Origin of the sequence: Chryseobacterium sp. HMWF035, assembly GCF_003094695.1 — a bacterium.
In the GTDB taxonomy this organism is placed as follows: Bacteria; Bacteroidota; Bacteroidia; order Flavobacteriales; family Weeksellaceae; genus Chryseobacterium; species Chryseobacterium gambrini.
Map to the genome: position 1 here is coordinate 133,448 of NZ_QEHP01000113.1, position 16,767 is coordinate 150,214.

At 35.8% G+C, this 16,767-nt stretch carries 14 protein-coding genes; 7 read left to right on the forward strand and 7 right to left on the reverse strand.

Going from position 1 to position 16,767, the window contains the following annotated elements; all coding sequences use genetic code 11:
* Window positions 1–2 precede the first annotated feature (2 nt).
* Window positions 3–371 (reverse strand): hypothetical protein, encoded by a 369-nt coding sequence (locus tag DD829_RS16940; RefSeq protein ID WP_108411397.1) that lies wholly within the window; start codon window positions 369–371, stop codon window positions 3–5.
* A 131-nt stretch (window positions 372–502) separates the two neighbouring features.
* Complete coding sequence (locus DD829_RS16945) at window positions 503–2,629, reverse strand: helix-turn-helix domain-containing protein (protein ID WP_108411522.1); 2,127 nt, start codon at window positions 2,627–2,629, stop codon at window positions 503–505.
* Between the two features lie 82 nt (window positions 2,630–2,711).
* On the opposite strand from DD829_RS16945, the gene DD829_RS16950 reads away from it, so the two are divergent.
* Window positions 2,712–3,152 (forward strand): hypothetical protein, encoded by a 441-nt coding sequence (locus DD829_RS16950; RefSeq protein ID WP_108411523.1) that lies wholly within the window; start codon window positions 2,712–2,714, stop codon window positions 3,150–3,152.
* A 152-nt stretch (window positions 3,153–3,304) separates the two neighbouring features.
* Here the strand turns inward: DD829_RS16950 and DD829_RS16955 are convergent, their stop codons facing one another.
* Complete coding sequence (locus tag DD829_RS16955) at window positions 3,305–3,841, reverse strand: gamma carbonic anhydrase family protein (protein ID WP_108411521.1); 537 nt, start codon at window positions 3,839–3,841, stop codon at window positions 3,305–3,307.
* A gap of 154 nt (window positions 3,842–3,995) precedes the next feature.
* Here DD829_RS16955 and DD829_RS16960 point away from each other — a divergent pair, with 154 nt between their 5' ends.
* Both DD829_RS16960 and hemH read left to right on the forward strand, forming a co-directional pair.
* Entirely contained in the window at window positions 3,996–4,874 is an 879-nt protein-coding gene (locus DD829_RS16960; protein ID WP_108411520.1) for a NifU family protein, read from the forward strand.
* 62 nt (window positions 4,875–4,936) lie between these two features.
* Window positions 4,937–5,959, forward strand: a complete 1,023-nt coding sequence (gene hemH, locus DD829_RS16965) for a ferrochelatase (protein ID WP_108411519.1) — start codon at window positions 4,937–4,939, stop codon at window positions 5,957–5,959.
* An 82-nt stretch (window positions 5,960–6,041) separates the two neighbouring features.
* Here the strand turns inward: hemH and DD829_RS16970 are convergent, their stop codons facing one another.
* Window positions 6,042–7,988 (reverse strand): M4 family metallopeptidase, encoded by a 1,947-nt coding sequence (locus DD829_RS16970; RefSeq protein WP_165796752.1) that lies wholly within the window; start codon window positions 7,986–7,988, stop codon window positions 6,042–6,044.
* A gap of 461 nt (window positions 7,989–8,449) precedes the next feature.
* Between DD829_RS16970 and DD829_RS16975 the strand changes: the two genes are divergently transcribed.
* Window positions 8,450–8,680 (forward strand): hypothetical protein, encoded by a 231-nt coding sequence (locus DD829_RS16975; RefSeq protein WP_123906910.1) that lies wholly within the window; start codon window positions 8,450–8,452, stop codon window positions 8,678–8,680.
* Window position 8,681: 1 nt separating this feature from the next.
* Window positions 8,682–8,933 carry a hypothetical protein gene (locus tag DD829_RS16980; RefSeq protein ID WP_076390899.1) on the forward strand — a complete coding sequence of 84 codons (252 nt, stop codon included), beginning with the start codon at window positions 8,682–8,684 and terminating at the stop codon, window positions 8,931–8,933.
* Window positions 8,934–9,050: 117 nt separating this feature from the next.
* Here DD829_RS16980 and DD829_RS16985 read toward each other — a convergent pair whose 3' ends face one another.
* Window positions 9,051–10,262, reverse strand: coding sequence for a type IX secretion system plug protein domain-containing protein (locus tag DD829_RS16985; RefSeq protein WP_076390897.1), 1,212 nt, complete (start codon window positions 10,260–10,262; stop codon window positions 9,051–9,053).
* A gap of 129 nt (window positions 10,263–10,391) precedes the next feature.
* Between DD829_RS16985 and DD829_RS16990 the strand changes: the two genes are divergently transcribed.
* Window positions 10,392–11,030: an MBL fold metallo-hydrolase gene (locus tag DD829_RS16990; protein ID WP_108411206.1), complete on the forward strand. Its 639-nt coding sequence runs from the start codon at window positions 10,392–10,394 to the stop codon at window positions 11,028–11,030.
* A 339-nt stretch (window positions 11,031–11,369) separates the two neighbouring features.
* The gene (locus tag DD829_RS16995; protein ID WP_116547964.1) at window positions 11,370–12,656 is read left to right on the forward strand and encodes a DUF6602 domain-containing protein; all 1,287 of its coding nucleotides are present in this window, start codon (window positions 11,370–11,372) and stop codon (window positions 12,654–12,656) included.
* A gap of 149 nt (window positions 12,657–12,805) precedes the next feature.
* On the opposite strand, the gene DD829_RS17000 is transcribed toward DD829_RS16995, so the two are convergent.
* On the reverse strand, window positions 12,806–15,259 hold the full coding sequence (locus DD829_RS17000; protein ID WP_108409467.1) for a TonB-dependent receptor: 2,454 nt from the start codon (window positions 15,257–15,259) through the stop codon (window positions 12,806–12,808).
* A 28-nt stretch (window positions 15,260–15,287) separates the two neighbouring features.
* Window positions 15,288–16,766: a trehalase family glycosidase gene (locus DD829_RS17005; RefSeq protein WP_108409468.1), complete on the reverse strand. Its 1,479-nt coding sequence runs from the start codon at window positions 16,764–16,766 to the stop codon at window positions 15,288–15,290.
* Window position 16,767 lies beyond the last annotated feature (1 nt).

A 16,767-nucleotide genomic window follows, 5' to 3' on the forward strand; every position in this document is an offset into this window, starting at 1 on the left:
AGCTATTTATCAATGTACCGTTTAAAAACCTGTTTTTCTTTACCTTCCATTTTATTCTGAATCACCAAAACATCTTTGCTCAGTTCCTGAATTTCAAATGTCTTTTCTTTTCCCAGTAACGTAATTTTCAAATTTCCTTTGGTTTTTTCAATTTTATAAGGACCAGTCATTCCGCCAATCATTCCGTTGGAAGCCTGATCGATCATTTCAAGACTTGCCGTACTGTCTTTTTTAAAGGTGAATATTCCGGTAGAATTGCTGTTCGCAATGGATTTCTGCGACCATGAACCAATGAGCAGATCGTAATTGAATTTGGAATCGTGATCTGCATTCAGCAAGAAGGCAAACAAAAAAGTAAATAGATATTTCATTGTGATGAGGATTTAACACCTAAAAATACAAAAATTCATCAGGAATTTATTCTTCCAAAAAAAAATTATGATAAAAAAACCTAACAGGTTTTAAAAACCTGTGAGGTTTGTGATTTATACATCAGCAATATTTATTGATTCTTCTCCTTCAGGTAATTAAAATGATTGATCAGAATCCGGATTTCATTAAATTCAAAATCACTCGGGAGAATATTTTTCCACTCCGTTAAAGTTTCTTTGGGATCTTTGTAGAAAATATCTTCAAAGGCTTTTATTTTATCTGAAGTGACCACTCTTGAAATATCGAGCAATCCCTGTTCGGCAAATTTCGCGAGATGACCGATCACGGTTTCTTTCACCAAACCTCTTTCCAGAGCGATTTCCCCAATGGTTTTCCCCTGCTCAAACAACTGGAACGTGAGAACCTGAGACGGAACTTTTGCCACTTTCATGGTCACTTCCTTGTTGTTGATCTCATCCAGAAGCTTGGTTTCCAGCAAGTGAATTTCCTTTAAACTGTTTAAATATTCTTCAATATCTTCCAGCCATACGCGGAAATCTTCGTTATACTGTTTCAGACCTTTTGTGCCTTTAATTTCAGCATAAAAATCTTTCAGCGGACTGAAAACCTTATCTCTGATTTCAGTAAAAAAGAAATTCACCGCACCTTTGGTTTTGCTTTCAATTTCAGACCATTCTTCTTTCTGCTCAATGAAATTATTCACCTTTTGGGAAATAACCCTTTCCAGTTTTTCGAAAATCTTGCCGAGATTAACGATTTCAGGTTTTAACTGATTATATAATTGCTTCGTTTTAAGATGATCCAGACTTTTCGTTACGATTGAAAGATTGTTCCAGTCTTCAATTTCCTTTAAAAGCCATTGAGAATCGACCGCACGAAGCACTTTCCTGATGCTGTAATCGTATTTTTCGTTATTTAAAATCCCTTCTACCTGATCATTGGCAACTGTATCGGAATGAAAATGAAGGATTCTGTTGTCTTTGAAAATAACTTCAGGCGTAATCTTAGATTTCAGAACAATCCCTTCCAAAGTACGGCAACGCGATAAAGCAACATACACCTGCCCTGCTGTAAAACTCTTTCCGGCATCGATAATCACACGGTCAAAGGTTAAACCCTGACTTTTATGAATGGTAACTGCCCAGGCAAGTTTTATCGGGAACTGTTCAAAGCTTCCCAAAACTTCCTCCTTGATGTTTTTATCAGTATCCAGAAAATATTTTTTCTGTTCCCAGACTTCACGCTTTACGGTAATTTCCCTTTCGCTTCCGTCGAGAATTACTTTAATTTCGTTTTCGTCCAACGCAGAAATTTCACCCAGTTTTCCGTTGAAATATCTTTTTTCTCCGGAAATATCATTTCGGATAAACATGATCTGCGCTCCGATTTTCAGGTCTAAAAACTGTTCGTTCGGGAACTGGTTCTCTTTAAATTCACCAAAAAGTTTCGCTTCGTAGGTTTTGGACGTTACTTTTATTTCGTCGAGCTTTTCCTGATTGATATCGTCCGCCATTTTATTGTGCGAACAGAGATAAACATAAGGTTCGTCCCCGGAATTAAAATCCGGATCATATCTTTCATTTAGCCTTTCAAAATCTATATTCGCAGTATCTCCGTCACGGATGGCATTAAGAATGGCAAGAAAATCTTCATCCGACTGACGGTAAACTTTGGTTAACTCTATCGTAATCAACGGAATTTCCTTAATCGCATGGCTATCAAAAAAGAAAGGCGAATTGTAGTACATTTTAAGAATATGCTCATCTCTCACAACCGGCGGAAGCTGATACAAATCCCCGATGAACAGCATCTGAACCCCTCCAAAACGCTGATTATTTCTACGGATAAACCTCAGAGAAAAATCCATCATATCCAGAACATCGGATCGAAGCATGGAAACCTCATCAATGATAATCACCTCTACTTCACGCAGAAGTTTAAGCTTATCTTTTCTGTATTTGAAATGAGGCATCAGGTCTGCAATATTATTTGCCAGACTGGTATCAATTCTTTCCGTGGTCGGTAAAAACGTTCTCAACGGCAGTCCAAACATAGAATGAATGGTTACGCCACCTGCATTAATGGCTGCAATTCCTGTAGGAGCAACAACGATGTGTTTTTTTCTGGTACGTTTTACAAAATCGTTGAGGAAAGTCGTCTTTCCTGTTCCTGCTTTTCCCGTTAAAAATACGCTTCGGTTGGTATGTTCTATTAAGTCAAAAAAATGATTGTTCATCGTCGTCAAAATTACGGAAATGAAACTTAAAATCCTTATCTTGGCATAAGTTTTGAAAATTTTGAAACAGAAAAAAGTAATTATGCTAAAACCTCTTTCTTATATTTCTGTCGTATTATTAAGCTTTTCGGTGCTATTTGTTTCCTGCGGAACCGCAAAAGAAGCAAATGCCAATCTTCCTCAGGATATCGCAGAAAGACCTGCCGATGAAAGCAGCCAGAAATACGATCAGGCACAGCTCGATAGAATTCGGGTTTCCATTGAATCTGAAGTTACGAAAGAAAAATGTACCGATGCAACTGAATGGGCTTTCGCTCCGATGGGTGCAAAATCCTGCGGCGGACCTCAACTGTACATTGCCTATCCTAAAAAAATGGAGAAAAGTATTCTAAGCAGAATTGATGATTATACTGAAAAAGTAAAAGCATTTAACCAGAAATACGGAATTATGTCGGACTGCATGATGGTAAATCCTCCAACAGCAATTAAATGTATAAAAGGCAAAGCCGAACTGGTTTACTAATAAAAACACTCTAAAATTCTTTCAGGAATTTCACTAAGGACAAAAAAGCATTACTGAAGATTTCAGCAATGCTTTTTATTTTTATGAATTTGAATTTACTGTGAAAAATTTACTTGCGAAGCAAAATTCACCATTCAGCATTGAATTAAAATTTATCCTTCAAAATGTTTCACGTTTTCTTTATACCATGAAGAATATTTCACGTAATTATCTGCAATTCTGTTCACTTCTCCTTCCAGAAGCTGCGAATTGATGTCTTTAATTTTTCTTGCCGGAACACCGCCCCAAACTTCTCCTGATTTCACATGGGTTCCCTGCGTTACCACAGATCCTGCTCCAATGATCGAGTTTTCTTCCACAAGACAGTCGTCCATTACAATTGCTCCCATTCCGATAAGCACATTATCTTTAATGGTACATCCGTGAACAATCGCATTATGACCGATAGATACGTTATTTCCGATATTCAAAGGATGTTTTTGGTACGTACAGTGTAACATTGCATTGTCCTGAACATTTACTTTATTCCCCATTTTGATGTAATGAACATCTCCTCTAATCACCGCGTTATACCAAATGCTGCAGTCTTTTCCCATCGTAACATCTCCAATGATGGTTGCTGTTTCTGCTAAAAATGTATTTTCTCCTATTTGTGGGGCTTTCCCTAAAAGTTCTTTTATAAGTGCCATATTTTTTTATTTTGAAAATTTTATAATGCGCCAAGTTGAAAATGATCGATTGAAATCATAGATTGTAAATTACAGTGATAGCAAAAATCTAACTCCCAACTTCCGGCTTCTTATTTCTAATTGCGTATTTTTGTATCTCAAATTTAAAGAAAAAATGCGTACGATACTTATAGAGCCAACCGAAAACCCGAAAGTAATGAAATTTGTAGCAGATTACAACCTCATTCCGGGATCTTTGGAGTTGGACAGAGATTCAGATATTTCAGAAATTCCGATTGCTCAGGAACTTTTCAATTATCCGTTTGTGGAAAGAATTTTCATTACGGCAAATTTTGTGGCAGTTGCAAAACAGGATACGGTAGAATGGGAACATGTGGCAGAGAGCCTTAAAAATGTAATTGAGGATGAATTGCTTGCAAACCCTAGAATTTATCTTCAGAAGAAGAAAGAAATGTACCAGATCTATGCGGAAATGACTCCGAACCCGAATGTAATGAAATTTGTTTCGAACAAATTACTGCTTGAAGGTTTTGTAGAGGTAAAATCAAGAGATGAAGCAGAAGGCGTTCCTTTAGCTCAGGCAATTTTCAATGAATTTGATTTTGCGAAGGAAGTCTTTATATCCGATAATTTTGTGGCAGTTACGAGAGATAATTCTGTAGAATGGCATCAGGTAATGATGACGGTTCGTGCATTAATTGCAGAATACCTGCAAAACGGAGGCGAAATTTCAAATATTGAAGCTCAAAAGCATGAAAATCCGGTTGAAAAAATCATCAACAGAGAATATACAGACGACGAACAGAAAATTTCTGATATACTAAATGAATACGTGGCTCCTGCAGTAGAAAACGACGGCGGAAAAATTTCTTTAATGGAATATGACAAAGAAAACAAAACCGCAAAAATGCTTTTACAGGGTGCCTGTTCAGGATGTCCAAGCTCAACAGCTACGCTAAAAGGCGGAATTGAAAATATTTTAAAACAGTTTGTTCCGGATTTAGTAGAAAAAGTAGAAGCTGTAAACGGATAAAAAACATAAGCAATCAGTAATATTTTAATTACTCGTTACCCATTGCTCATTATTTATATTTTATGAAAGGAATTTTATTAGTAAATCTTGGTTCGCCGAAATCTACGGCAGTAAATGATGTAAGAGAATATCTGGACGAATTCCTGATGGATGAAAAAGTGATCGACTACCGTTGGTTCTTCCGCGCACTTCTGGTACAGGGAATTATCCTGAACACAAGACCGAAAAAATCTGCAGAAGCATATAAAACGGTTTGGACGGACGAAGGTTCGCCGCTTATCGTGATCACAGAAAAAATTCAGAAGAAACTTCAGAAAGTGGTGGATGTTCCTGTGGAAATAGGGATGAGATATGCACAACCGAGTATTGAAGCCGGAATTCAGAAACTGGTAGATCAGGGAGTCTCTGAAATTGTACTTTTCCCGCTGTATCCTCAGTATGCAATGAGTACCACAGAAACGGTGGTGGAAAAGGCAGAAGAAGTAAGAAAACAGAAGTTTCCGAAGGTAAAGATCAATTATATTCAGCCTTTTTACGATCGTGATATTTACATCAACTGTTTAGCAGAAAGCATCAGAGAAAAACTTCCTGAAAATTTCGACGCTTTGCAGTTTTCTTATCACGGTGTTCCGGAAAGACATATTTATAAAACCGATCCTACGAAAACATGTAATCTGAACGACTGCTGTTCCAGAGAAAGCAATCCGAGTCATACGTTTTGCTACCGTCACCAATGTTTTAAAACAACCAATCTGGTAATTGAAAAACTGAATCTTCCGAAGGAAAAAACCATTGTTTCTTTCCAGTCGAGATTAGGAAAAGACAAATGGATCGAACCTTATACCGATGAAACACTTGAAACCATTCCTAAAAAAGGGGTAAAAAACCTAGCCATTGTCTGTCCGGCTTTCGTTTCAGATTGTCTGGAAACACTGGAAGAAATTTCCGTAGAAGGAAAAGAGCAGTTTTTACACGGCGGTGGAGAAGGTTTCCATTACATTCCGTGTCTTAATGATGAAGACCGATGGATTGAAGTGGTAAAAACACTTTGCGAGGAAAAACTTCATGAGTTTTATCTGGTGTAGTACCTTTTAAATCTCAAGAACAATAAAGAAGACCACAGAAAAATTTCTGTGGTCTTGCTTTTAAAAATATTATGGTATACTATTATTTTTTAATTAAGTTCCCTGCTTTTTGTCCGTTTACGGTTACTACATAAATTCCCGGAAGCATATTACCCGGAAGCTGAATTTCCACTCTGTTTGCTCCGTCTGTTAATTTCACTTTCTCGGAAATTTCTCTTTTGCCTGTTAAGCTCATCAGTTCTACCACTCCGCTCCCTTCTTTACCTTCAAATGAAACGGTAAATTTATCTGTTGCCGGATTTGGACTGATGGTGTATAACAATGCATCTGAAACCGCTGTTTTTCCTGCTGCAGAAGTTCCGCCTCCTACACCTACGGCATTCCATGCATTGGTAACCTGAGTAACTTCAGCACTTCCTGCACCGTATAAGTCTGCAGCAGCCTGAAGAGAATATGTTCTTGCATTCAGGAAAGTAGATGAAGAAGATAAATAGGTAGTCAGTGTTCTGTAAGCAATCGCTGCTGCTTTATCCAGACCGATTGCTGTAACGTTGTAAGCAAATCCTTTATCATTAGTTCCGCTTCCTCCAGTTACCAATAAATAATACCAGAAATTAAGAACTCCCGAATTGGTATGAACCCCACAATAGTCATTGGTTTGAGAAGGAGTTACACAACCTGTTGTCGTAGTTGCTTTCCAGTATGTTCCAAGATAAGTATCCGGCTGTCCGTAAGCATTCGGGTTTGCCATATCTCTGATCACGTAGCTGAAATCTTCTCCTAATTTCCAACTATTCTGTGTAGGTCTTGCCCAACGTTCTATTGAATTTCCGAAAATATCGGAGAAACCTTCATTTAAAGCTCCGGATTCTCTCTGGTAAGCAAGGTTTGCTGTTTTGGAAGTCATTCCGTGAGCAATCTCATGTCCGCAAACATCTAACGCTGTAAGGGGTTTTCCTCCATTGGTAGATGAGCTTCCGTCACCATAGGTCATTCTGGTTCCGTCCCAAAACGCATTAAAATAATTGGTAGAATAGTGTACATAAGATTTTATTGCAAAATGATTGTTATCAATACTCTTTCTTCCGAATTTAGTATACAGATAATCCAGCGTCATTTCCGCTCCCCAATGTGCGTCAGTCGCATATTGATCTTTATTTGCATTAACGTTGTTCCAACTGTTATCCGCATCTGTAAAATCTACTGCTGAAGCATAGCTGGTTCCTTTTTTAAGGTCGAAAGTCTGTACAGCAGTTCCGCCATTTCTTCCGGTTTCTCTTAATCGGTAGCTTCCGTTGTAAGAATCTGTTACGATGCTTCTGGTTCCGCTGTACCCTGTAACGGCCGTTCCCGGAGCATTTACATCATGGATGATAGCATCAACCCCCAATACTTTTCCGTCTTTTGCATCTACAAAAACATATTGTCTGCTCAAAGGTTTCTCTGCATAGATATCAAATTTGTAGGCTAATTTTAAGTCGTTCATTTTTTCATCTGACGGATCAGAGTAATAAACTACTTCACCTTTAGGAGCAAAAGAAGCATTGGCATCATTAGATTCTTTTTTAATGAATTCTTCTTCTTCTTTATTCTGCCATTTGTAAGATTCAGCCCCTACAAATGCCATTGCATTCTGTAAAGCGATGCTTTCTGAAATTTTTGCGCTTTTTTCTAAATTTTTCGGAGTTTTAACGATCCATTTTCCGGACTCTCCTACAATCTTGCCGTCTTTTGTCTGTACAGCCATCATTCCGTATTCTACAGGAATACCATCGATGGTCTGCTGGAATCTGTGTGTTTCAAATCCCAACTGATCTTTTTCAAATCCCAACTTACGACCTTGAGCCTGAGAAAGTCTCTGCGAAGCTTCATCAAACAAAACGGGACTGCCCTGAAAAGCAGGTCTGTCTTTTTCGAATCTCATAAAATCTGCATGCAATCCGTCTTTCGCCGGAATTAATTTTGAAGGAACATTTTGCCCGAAAACAAAAGAGCATACAGCAACACTTGACACTAGGATAAATTTCATTTTCATAATAAATATTTAATGGTTTTAAATTTAATTAACATAAACTCTACACCAAATTAACGAAATAAATATTAATTATTCAATAGAAAATATATATCAAAGAAAAAATCATAATTACGATTTTATAACAATTAACATTATTAATGTAAAATTTTATCTCAAAACAGATTTTATGTTAAAATATTTAATATAAATCATGCATTCTTGAATTAAAATTTTTCACTATGTAGTGCATTATAATTCAAAGTTGTTTGAATTATACAAAAAAAACTTCACTATTCTACAAAAACAAATAATCGATAAAATAAACAAACACCCCTATAAAAAAAATACAAAATGATAAAAAAAATAGTAAATAAATAAAATACACCCCCTTAAAAATTAAATAAATTTTTAAAATAAAATAATTTTTCATTACCTTTACCCTGTCAAATAAAAAGTTCAATCTCTTAAATAAAGAAATGATGAATGCAACTGTAGAAATTCTGAAAAATAAAATTGAGAACTTAAATTCTGAAATGCTGGAAGCTTTTGCACAAATGATAGAAAATTTTGAGACAGAAAGAACAGCAGAAATACCACAATTCTGCATGGATGAAATTCTATACAGAATTCAGTTTCATAAGGAAAACCCCAAAACCAAACTGGATTTCTATGAAAACATTTCTGAGCTGAAAAAGTTTTGTGCTTAAAATGAATATACTGCTCTCTTCTATCGCCAAAAACGACATAAGACTCCTTATGAGAGTTTTTAATGCCGAAAAACAAAATAAAGGCATTGATTTTTTAGAAGAACTAAAAGAATGTGTAAACGCAATTTCAGAAAAAGAGAAAAAAAGATTTCAGGAAACCCTTGTTGAAACAATGCAGGGCTATCCCGTAAACATTCATTATCTTTTTGAAGATGAAAAAAATATTCTGATTACAGCCGTATTCAAAACGTAGATTTATGCAACTTCCAGACTATTATTATATGCAAATCTCACGGATTTATCTGTGAGGTTTTTTAATTATAGATTTTCAGTTCAAATCTTTTGTAAATAAATTAAAGCCTTAACAAAATTATCTCACCGGCGTTCTGAATTCACCATACCCCATTAATCCGTCATAATTTCTTCCGAAAGGAGCATAATATAAAAATGCCTGATAAAGATTTTCCGTCTGCCAGAAATTCCCGTTCACTTCACCGAAATTCAGCGTTCCGTCAGGATTTTTTGTTGCCAGAATATAGTTGTAAAAACCTTGCTTCAGATATATTTTTGCTACATATTTTTTTGAAGCTTCATCATACTGCATCTGGTTTTCTTTACTTGGCTTAAAATTATTGAAACCTCCCAAAACAAAAATTTCTTTGTCAGTAGGTTCAGAATCAAGATAAAAATGCACCCATGAATAATCTGCCTCTCTTGTGGCATCTCTTTCTCTTCCCAGATCATTTCTTCGGTAATACCAAGCTCCGTTTACATCCGGCTGATACTGATAATTCAGCGGAAAAGCCCAGACCGGATGAAGATAAGTCTGGTTGACTCCTTCCAATAGCTCGGTTGCACGAACCATATCTGCTGCCATATTCATATTTTTATTATCGAAATAATAAAACTCGTTATTTCCGGGAAAAACCAATGACAACTGCTGAAAAAGAAGCTGATTCCCCAATGTGGCACTTGGTTTTAAATTATTTATTGTAACATTAGGATTATTGTTCTGCATTACATTCAGCGTCATGGAATTGACATTCGAGGCTAAATCTCCCCCTTTCGGAACGGCTTTCACTTCTACCCTTTGGTTGGCATCAGGTTTTCTGGCATCAGCAAATCTTGAAATCCCTAATGCTAAAGTTGCCGCATCCTCCACCACATAAAATCTTCTTTTAAAAAGAGGCTTCTCTGCAGAATCTTTGTAAACGATCAATTCAAAATTTCCTGAAATTTTTGGCTGCATTTTTTCATTCGGAAAGTTCAGCGTGTAATGGGTGTACGATTGCAGGGTGTTGAAAGAGTACTGAAATTTATCCAGCAAACCGTTTAAACTTCCGTTGGCAAATTCCGTAAAAAACAGATTATCGTCTTCCCAGTTTCTGTTGTAATGCTTTATGGTGTATCTGTAGATTTCACTTGCGTTGGTAAGATCATCGAAACTTAAAACCAACTGCTGATTAAAATTAATAACCGGTGTTTCGTCATTGGTCTGTGGATTGAACAGTTGAATGCTCTGGATGTTCTGTCCAAAAACCAATCCGCCCAAAGAAAGTAAAAGTAGCTGCAATGTTTTCATTATGACGAAGATAACGAAAAATCGTTTTTAAACATACAATCCGGGGATCTTTATCAATTAAAAATTTATTAAAACTTTTAAACCAAAACTTTTGTAGCTATCTTTGTTTCAATAAAAAATATTCAGAATATGCTTCAGATTCAAGGTTTCGTATTCAATTTTGCAAGCGAAAACACTTATATCCTTTATAATGAAAATAAAAAAGCATGGTTATTTGATCCCGGAAATATGAACGGACAGGAAACCAAAGCGATCGAAAATTTCATTTCAGAAAATGAACTGACAATTGAAAAAATTCTTTTAACGCACGCTCATATTGATCATGTTTTAGGCTTACAATGGGCTTTTGACACGTATAAAGTCCCTGTTCTGATGCACAGAGAAGATAAAGAAGTGTTGGACATGTTCCAGATCAGCGGGATGAGATTCGGTTTTGAGCTGGATCATATTAATGTGGAAATCCAATATATTAATGAGGGTGACGAACTGGATTTTGACGGAGAAAAGTTTAAAATCTATCATGTTCCGGGGCATTCTCCGGGAAGTGTGGTTTATCATAACGAAAACCAGAAATTCATTATTTCTGGTGATGTTCTGTTTGAAGGAAGCATCGGAAGAACCGATCTTTACAAAGGAAACTACGAACAGTTAATTGAAGGAATCAAAACCAAACTTTTCATTTTGGATAATGACACTCAGGTTTTCTCCGGACATGGAAATCCTACGAAAATCGGTTTTGAAAAGGAGTATAATCCGTTTTTTAAGTAGAAAAAAGAATTAAAAATTTTATCTGAACTAAAGAAATACAATTCATCATAAGCATGTTTTTGAATTATAATTGTAGATACTTATAGTTGTCAACCATTAGAGCATGTTTAAACAAAAAAAAAGACTCTTGTATTTTGAAAAAATGCTGATTAGTATAAGCTTTCGAAATCTTTAATTTACTTAAAAGCCTGGATAAAGATTATGAAAAAACGCCTCAAAATAAAGAATATTTATTACTGCAGTAAAATCATTAAATAATTAACAATAAAATTAAATAATTAACGCGAATATTTTCTTTAAATATGCTCTTATCAATACAATACTAAAAAAGTGAAATAAATGATTAAATCTATATCAGATTTCTTAGAAGAATTAAAAAAAAATGGAATTGAAATTATTAAAAAATCAGAGTATATAAAACACCCAGGACTTATTGGTGAAATGTATGAAGGATTAACTAATGATTTACTTAATAAATCAATTTTTAAAGATTTCGATTTAAGAATATCTTCAGGAAAAATAAAAAATAATAGCGGAGATATTAGTTCTCAAATAGATAGTATGCTAGTTGTTGGTGAAGGTGAAATTATTCCTTTTACTGATAAAAAAGTATATCATTATAGTCAAGTAATTGCAATTTTAGAAGTTAAAAAAAATCTTAATAAGAAAGAAATTTTAGATTCTTTTACGAAAATGCAAAGCGTTACAAAAGTTTGCAGTACTCCTGATCTTGATGGTGAGCCTTATATCATGAGAATGTTGAGTAATGCATGGAAATTATTTACGAATACTGAACTTCCAGAAAGAAATAAATTAGAAGAACTTCCAGAATATCTGCAATATACATATCACATTTTATTCATGGAGGCATTTCTTCCGCTTAGAATTACATTCGGATATTTTGGATATAAATCAGAATATTCACTTAGGAATTCATTTTGGAAAATATTAGAGGAGAAAGTAAATATTGGAGAGAATAGAGGATTTGGAATTGGAAGTTTCCCTTCAATGATAATATGCGAAAATAATTCCCTCCTAAAATGTAATGGCATGCCAAATGCAGTTCCATTTCAGAACAAGGAATTTTATTGGAGCATATATTTATCAACAAATAAAAATCCTTTAATGAATTTGTTAGATCTTATTTGGACTAGGCTTTCTTTTAAATTTAAGATTTCATCGACTGCACTTTTTGATGATGGATTGATTTCTGAATCAATTCATCGATTTATAGATTGTAAATTTGAAAGTAATGAACAACAAAAAGGATGGAGTTACAGCTATATTGACATCGATGAATCACAATTACAAACAGAACCTCAAATATTTGAATGGAAACCTGTCCAATTAAATAAAATCGAATTTATAATTATCAACAAATTATTAAAAGAAGAAAAAATTAAGATTAATGATAAAGACTTCCAAAAGTTTATTCTTACAGAAAAAATCAATGTTGAACAAACCCTAAAAAGATTACATTCTGAAAGACTAATTTTTTACAATGAATCCGAAATTAAGCTTTCAACTGAAGAATGTTTAATAGTTTGTAAAGACGGGATATTTTATGTCGGTGAAAACTCTAATGGATTAATGTCGAAATGGATAAATAAAGTTACCCACGAATAATATTTTCCGAGGTTAAATTCAAATTGAACTTATTTGCTTCTTTATCCTTCAATATTTCAGTATGTGTAAGATAATAATTTACTCTAAAAAAAATAAAAACCGTCAGAAAAATTCCTGACGGTTTTATCAATTATATGAAGAAATAAATTTTAGAAATCCAGCGTAATAGAAGCTCTTACCGCAGCACCCATAATTGGTCTTGCCATAATAATTCCGTCTCCCGATGGAGATCCGGCTCTTGGATCACCTTCTGTAATACCGATGGTATTAAAGATATTGGTTCCGTCTACCGCAAAACGGATTTTGCCTAACTGATAAGAAGTTCCCGCTCCAAATTCTGAGAAAGAAGGCAGAGTCTGCGCATTTTTCTCATCCTGAAAACGTTTTCCGTAGTAATTCATGCTTACATAAGCTCTCCATTCTTTGGTAAGATTTACCGCAGGAGAAATATTAAAGTAGAATTTCGGCATTCTTCTCACGGTATTTCCGTCATAATTGAATGTAGATCCGTCTGCATTTCTTCCCGTGAAGTCTTTGTATTTCGGACTTTGGATCGTTCCGTTGAATGTTACTTCAAACACGTTGTTGAATAATCTTGCGTATCCTTCCAGCTCAACTCCTAAGTTCGTGGTATTTGCAAATTTGTTCTCTGAGCTTCCGTCTGAATACACATCGGTAAACGAAAGATTTTTCAATGTAGAATAGAACGGAATTACCGCCACATCAAACGTTCTTGAATAGTACTTATACCCCACTTCCAACTGATTGGTTGTTACCGGCTTTACAACAGATAAATTATTCATATTGTTGTAGTACGCTTCCTCATTCGGCGATCTGAAACCATTGGAGAAACGGGCATACACTGCATTTTCTTTATTGATTTTATAATTCAGCGCCGTTGTGAAAGAAACTTTATTCACATCAAAATTCCAGTACGTGTATTTATTGCCTAAAACAGACATATTTTCGTCCGCAGTGGTTGTTGCAAAACTGTGCGTTCCGTCAGTAGTCAATCCGGAATTGTTAAGATTTCCGCTCGTCGTGTTCACCCCATAACCTTTATAGAAATCTCGGCTGTAACGAATTCCTCCGTTAAAACTAAGATCATCGGTAATGTTGTAATCCAAATTCAGATAAAGATCATTCAGACTTCCCTGAATCTGAGAATCTCTCAACAGGAACGAAATATTGGTAACTCCGTTGTACGTTTTAGAATAACCTACACTGTTTGGCGTTAATGAAGTATCTACCAAATTCAAAAGTTCCGGTTTGTCTGAAGCGGTAGTTAAAATATTGCTCCAGTTCCAGTATTGATGGGATTTCCAGTTAGATTTGTAGAAACCTGCCGTTACATTCCCTTTATCAAACTTATAACTGAACTGCAAATCGTTCACAAAATTATTCATCTGCTTATCAATTGCCCAGAATCCTAATTTCTGAACGTAACCCGGATTTACCACCGCTCCGTTGCTTACTAAAGAATACTGATAATTGGTCATCCCATAATCTCCACCTTGAGAAACAGGCTTAGATGCAAACTCAGCGGCAGTTTTAGGTCCGCCTGCAGGGAAAATTCCTGTATAACTCATATTGATATTGGTATATCTTGTCTTGTTTAAAACAGAGAAATTGCTACCAAGATCATATTTGAATTCCGCTCCTAAAACATCAACTTTCGGATGAATTCCATCCTCTAAATTTCTGCTGAAAAATCCTCCGCCTACTTGTGGAATATTCAACTGACTGATGTTTCTGTAGCTGTACGTTCCGTAATTGGCATCAAAACCGGAAAATTCTTTCAGATCATTTCCGTTCTGCACCAAAGGAATCGGAAGGAAGAACGTATTTCTGTCATCCAGTTTTTTATAATAGATTTTGGCATAGCCTTTATCGAAAACATATTTCAGATTCATTCTGATCTGTCCGCCCTGATTGGCTTTAAAACCTGTTTTTCTGATTCCGTCATCCGTTCTGTAAAAACCTCCTACATTGAAGAATAATTTGTCCTGAACCAAAGCTCCTCCTACATTTACATCAGTACGCATTAATCCATAAGTACTGGTTTCCAGTTTTGCCGTTCCTCGGAAATCGTTTCCGCCTTCTTTGGTAATAAAGTTAATTAAACCTCCCGGAGAATTGTTCGCAAAAATAGAACCTGAACCTCCTCTCAAAGCTTCTAATCTGCTTACCGAATTGTCTACACGGAAGAAATTATCTGCATTCGCAAACTGTAATGCTCCGTCTTCAAACACCGGAAGACCATCTTCCTGAACCTGTACAAATTCATACGCTCCCGCAGAAGGAATACCTCTTGCGAAAAGGTTGTTTCCTACTTCACCACCGGAAGTTTCTACCGCAAAACCGGGAACACGCTGTAGCAAAGCTGCCGCACTGATCGGGTTTTGTTTCTGGATTTCTTTTGCTGTAAAAGTAGAAATCGCCGTACTCGATTCTATTTTCTTTTTCGGGTTAGAGTTACCCGTAATAACCACCTGTTCGATGGAAGCCGATCTCGTGGAATCTTTAGGAGTTTCCTGAGCGTATGCATTGTTGTAATACAAGGTTGCAATACCGGCAAGTAAAAACATCGATCTTTTTTTCATAGCCTTATTTGATTTTTATTTGTTAGTTTTAATTCTTTTTTAATTTGAGATACACTCCGTTTGTCCATCCGAAACCATCCTGATTAGGATATTCTCCGCCTCCTGCAACGGTTTCTATGTCTAAAGCATTGTATTTTTCCATCAGTTTTCCGGTGTTTTTGTACACTCTTTCCACATTGCTGCACCAGTTGTTTTTAATTTTTTCAGCCAGATCATCAAAACCGTAGTTTTTCATCGACTGATAACCCAACCACTGATACGGCGCCCAGGCGTTTGGAAAATCCCATTGCTGACCTGTGTTTTGAGTCGTCGTTACCAAACCTCCCTGATACAGAAATTTTTCTTCAATATTTTTCGCAACAGCCTTTGCCTGATCTTCACTGGCGATTTTCAGGAATAAAGGATAAAGAGCAGCAATATGTTCAGACGGTGTGTTTGTGTTTTTTTGAGTATGATAATCTTTGTACGTTCCGGAAGTTTCGTCCCAGAAATACTGATCTATTATTTGTCTTCGCTTTGCTGCTCTTTCAGAATAATCAATTTCTTTTTCATTTAATTTTTGAAGCGATGAAGATTTTGCGAGTGTTTTTTCCAAATGCCATAAAAGGCAGTTCAGATCAACTTCAGCAAGATTCAACGTTTCAATAGTCTGTATATGTTCTCCGTCTGCAAACCATCTGCTGGAAAAATCCCAACCCGATTCGCAGGCGCTTCTGATATTTCGGTAAAACTCTTCTCCAGCATTTTCACTGTCTTCAATATCAATTAAATAACTTTCAGGGCGCGGTATGTTTTCAGCATCATAATATCTGCTTAAAATGTCTCCGTGAATTGTTTTCACTACTCTATTTACCGCCGAACCATTTTCCAGTTTTTCCGTTCCGTTCATCCAGAAAGCATATTCCTTTTCTAAGGTGTCGTAGTATCTGATGTAGATATTTTCGTCTTTTGTTGTTTCAAAAAGCAGATCAAGCATCAACGATAAATAGGGCGGCTGAGAACGGCTTAAGAAATGAGTGCGGCTTGCATTCGGTACAAATCCTACATTCTGAATGAGATAAGAACAGTTTTCAATAATATTTTCCATCATTTCCACCCTTCCTGAAACCTGAAGCCCCAACATAATGTAATAACTGTCCCAATAGAAAAATTCGTTAAAACGACCTCCCGGAACCACATACGGTTTTGGAAGTTTCAGCAACGTTCCTTTTTCCTCATAGGCTGTTCTTGTCAGTTCATCCCATAATTTTTCGATGTGTTCCTCAATCGGAAGATGATTTTCTCTCTGAATCGAAATTTTAGCTCCTAAAAAATCGAAATTTGACAGGACAAATTCTTTCAGATTAAAATTTTCAGACTGTTTTTCCGCTTCATATTTTGCATTAATTTCTTCGACCGGAAACAAAGGAACCGCATCCGTCATCATCTTCTGATCTTCAAAAACCTCTGATCTCTGCACATCATCAAAAAGAGCCTGAATTTCATGTATATATAATTGCTTGTTCATT

Coding starts and splice junctions, on each gene's coding strand:
- DD829_RS16940 (WP_108411397.1), bottom strand. CDS start 371: ATGAAATATCTATTTACTTTTTTGTTTGCCTTCTTGCTGAATGCAGAT.
- DD829_RS16945 (WP_108411522.1), bottom strand. CDS start 2,629: ATGAACAATCATTTTTTTGACTTAATAGAACATACCAACCGAAGCGTA.
- DD829_RS16950 (WP_108411523.1), top strand. CDS start 2,712: ATGCTAAAACCTCTTTCTTATATTTCTGTCGTATTATTAAGCTTTTCG.
- DD829_RS16955 (WP_108411521.1), bottom strand. CDS start 3,841: ATGGCACTTATAAAAGAACTTTTAGGGAAAGCCCCACAAATAGGAGAA.
- DD829_RS16960 (WP_108411520.1), top strand. CDS start 3,996: ATGCGTACGATACTTATAGAGCCAACCGAAAACCCGAAAGTAATGAAA.
- hemH (WP_108411519.1), top strand. CDS start 4,937: ATGAAAGGAATTTTATTAGTAAATCTTGGTTCGCCGAAATCTACGGCA.
- DD829_RS16970 (WP_165796752.1), bottom strand. CDS start 7,988: ATGAAATTTATCCTAGTGTCAAGTGTTGCTGTATGCTCTTTTGTTTTC.
- DD829_RS16975 (WP_123906910.1), top strand. CDS start 8,450: ATGATGAATGCAACTGTAGAAATTCTGAAAAATAAAATTGAGAACTTA.
- DD829_RS16980 (WP_076390899.1), top strand. CDS start 8,682: ATGAATATACTGCTCTCTTCTATCGCCAAAAACGACATAAGACTCCTT.
- DD829_RS16985 (WP_076390897.1), bottom strand. CDS start 10,262: ATGAAAACATTGCAGCTACTTTTACTTTCTTTGGGCGGATTGGTTTTT.
- DD829_RS16990 (WP_108411206.1), top strand. CDS start 10,392: ATGCTTCAGATTCAAGGTTTCGTATTCAATTTTGCAAGCGAAAACACT.
- DD829_RS16995 (WP_116547964.1), top strand. CDS start 11,370: ATGATTAAATCTATATCAGATTTCTTAGAAGAATTAAAAAAAAATGGA.
- DD829_RS17000 (WP_108409467.1), bottom strand. CDS start 15,259: ATGAAAAAAAGATCGATGTTTTTACTTGCCGGTATTGCAACCTTGTAT.
- DD829_RS17005 (WP_108409468.1), bottom strand. CDS start 16,766: ATGAACAAGCAATTATATATACATGAAATTCAGGCTCTTTTTGATGAT.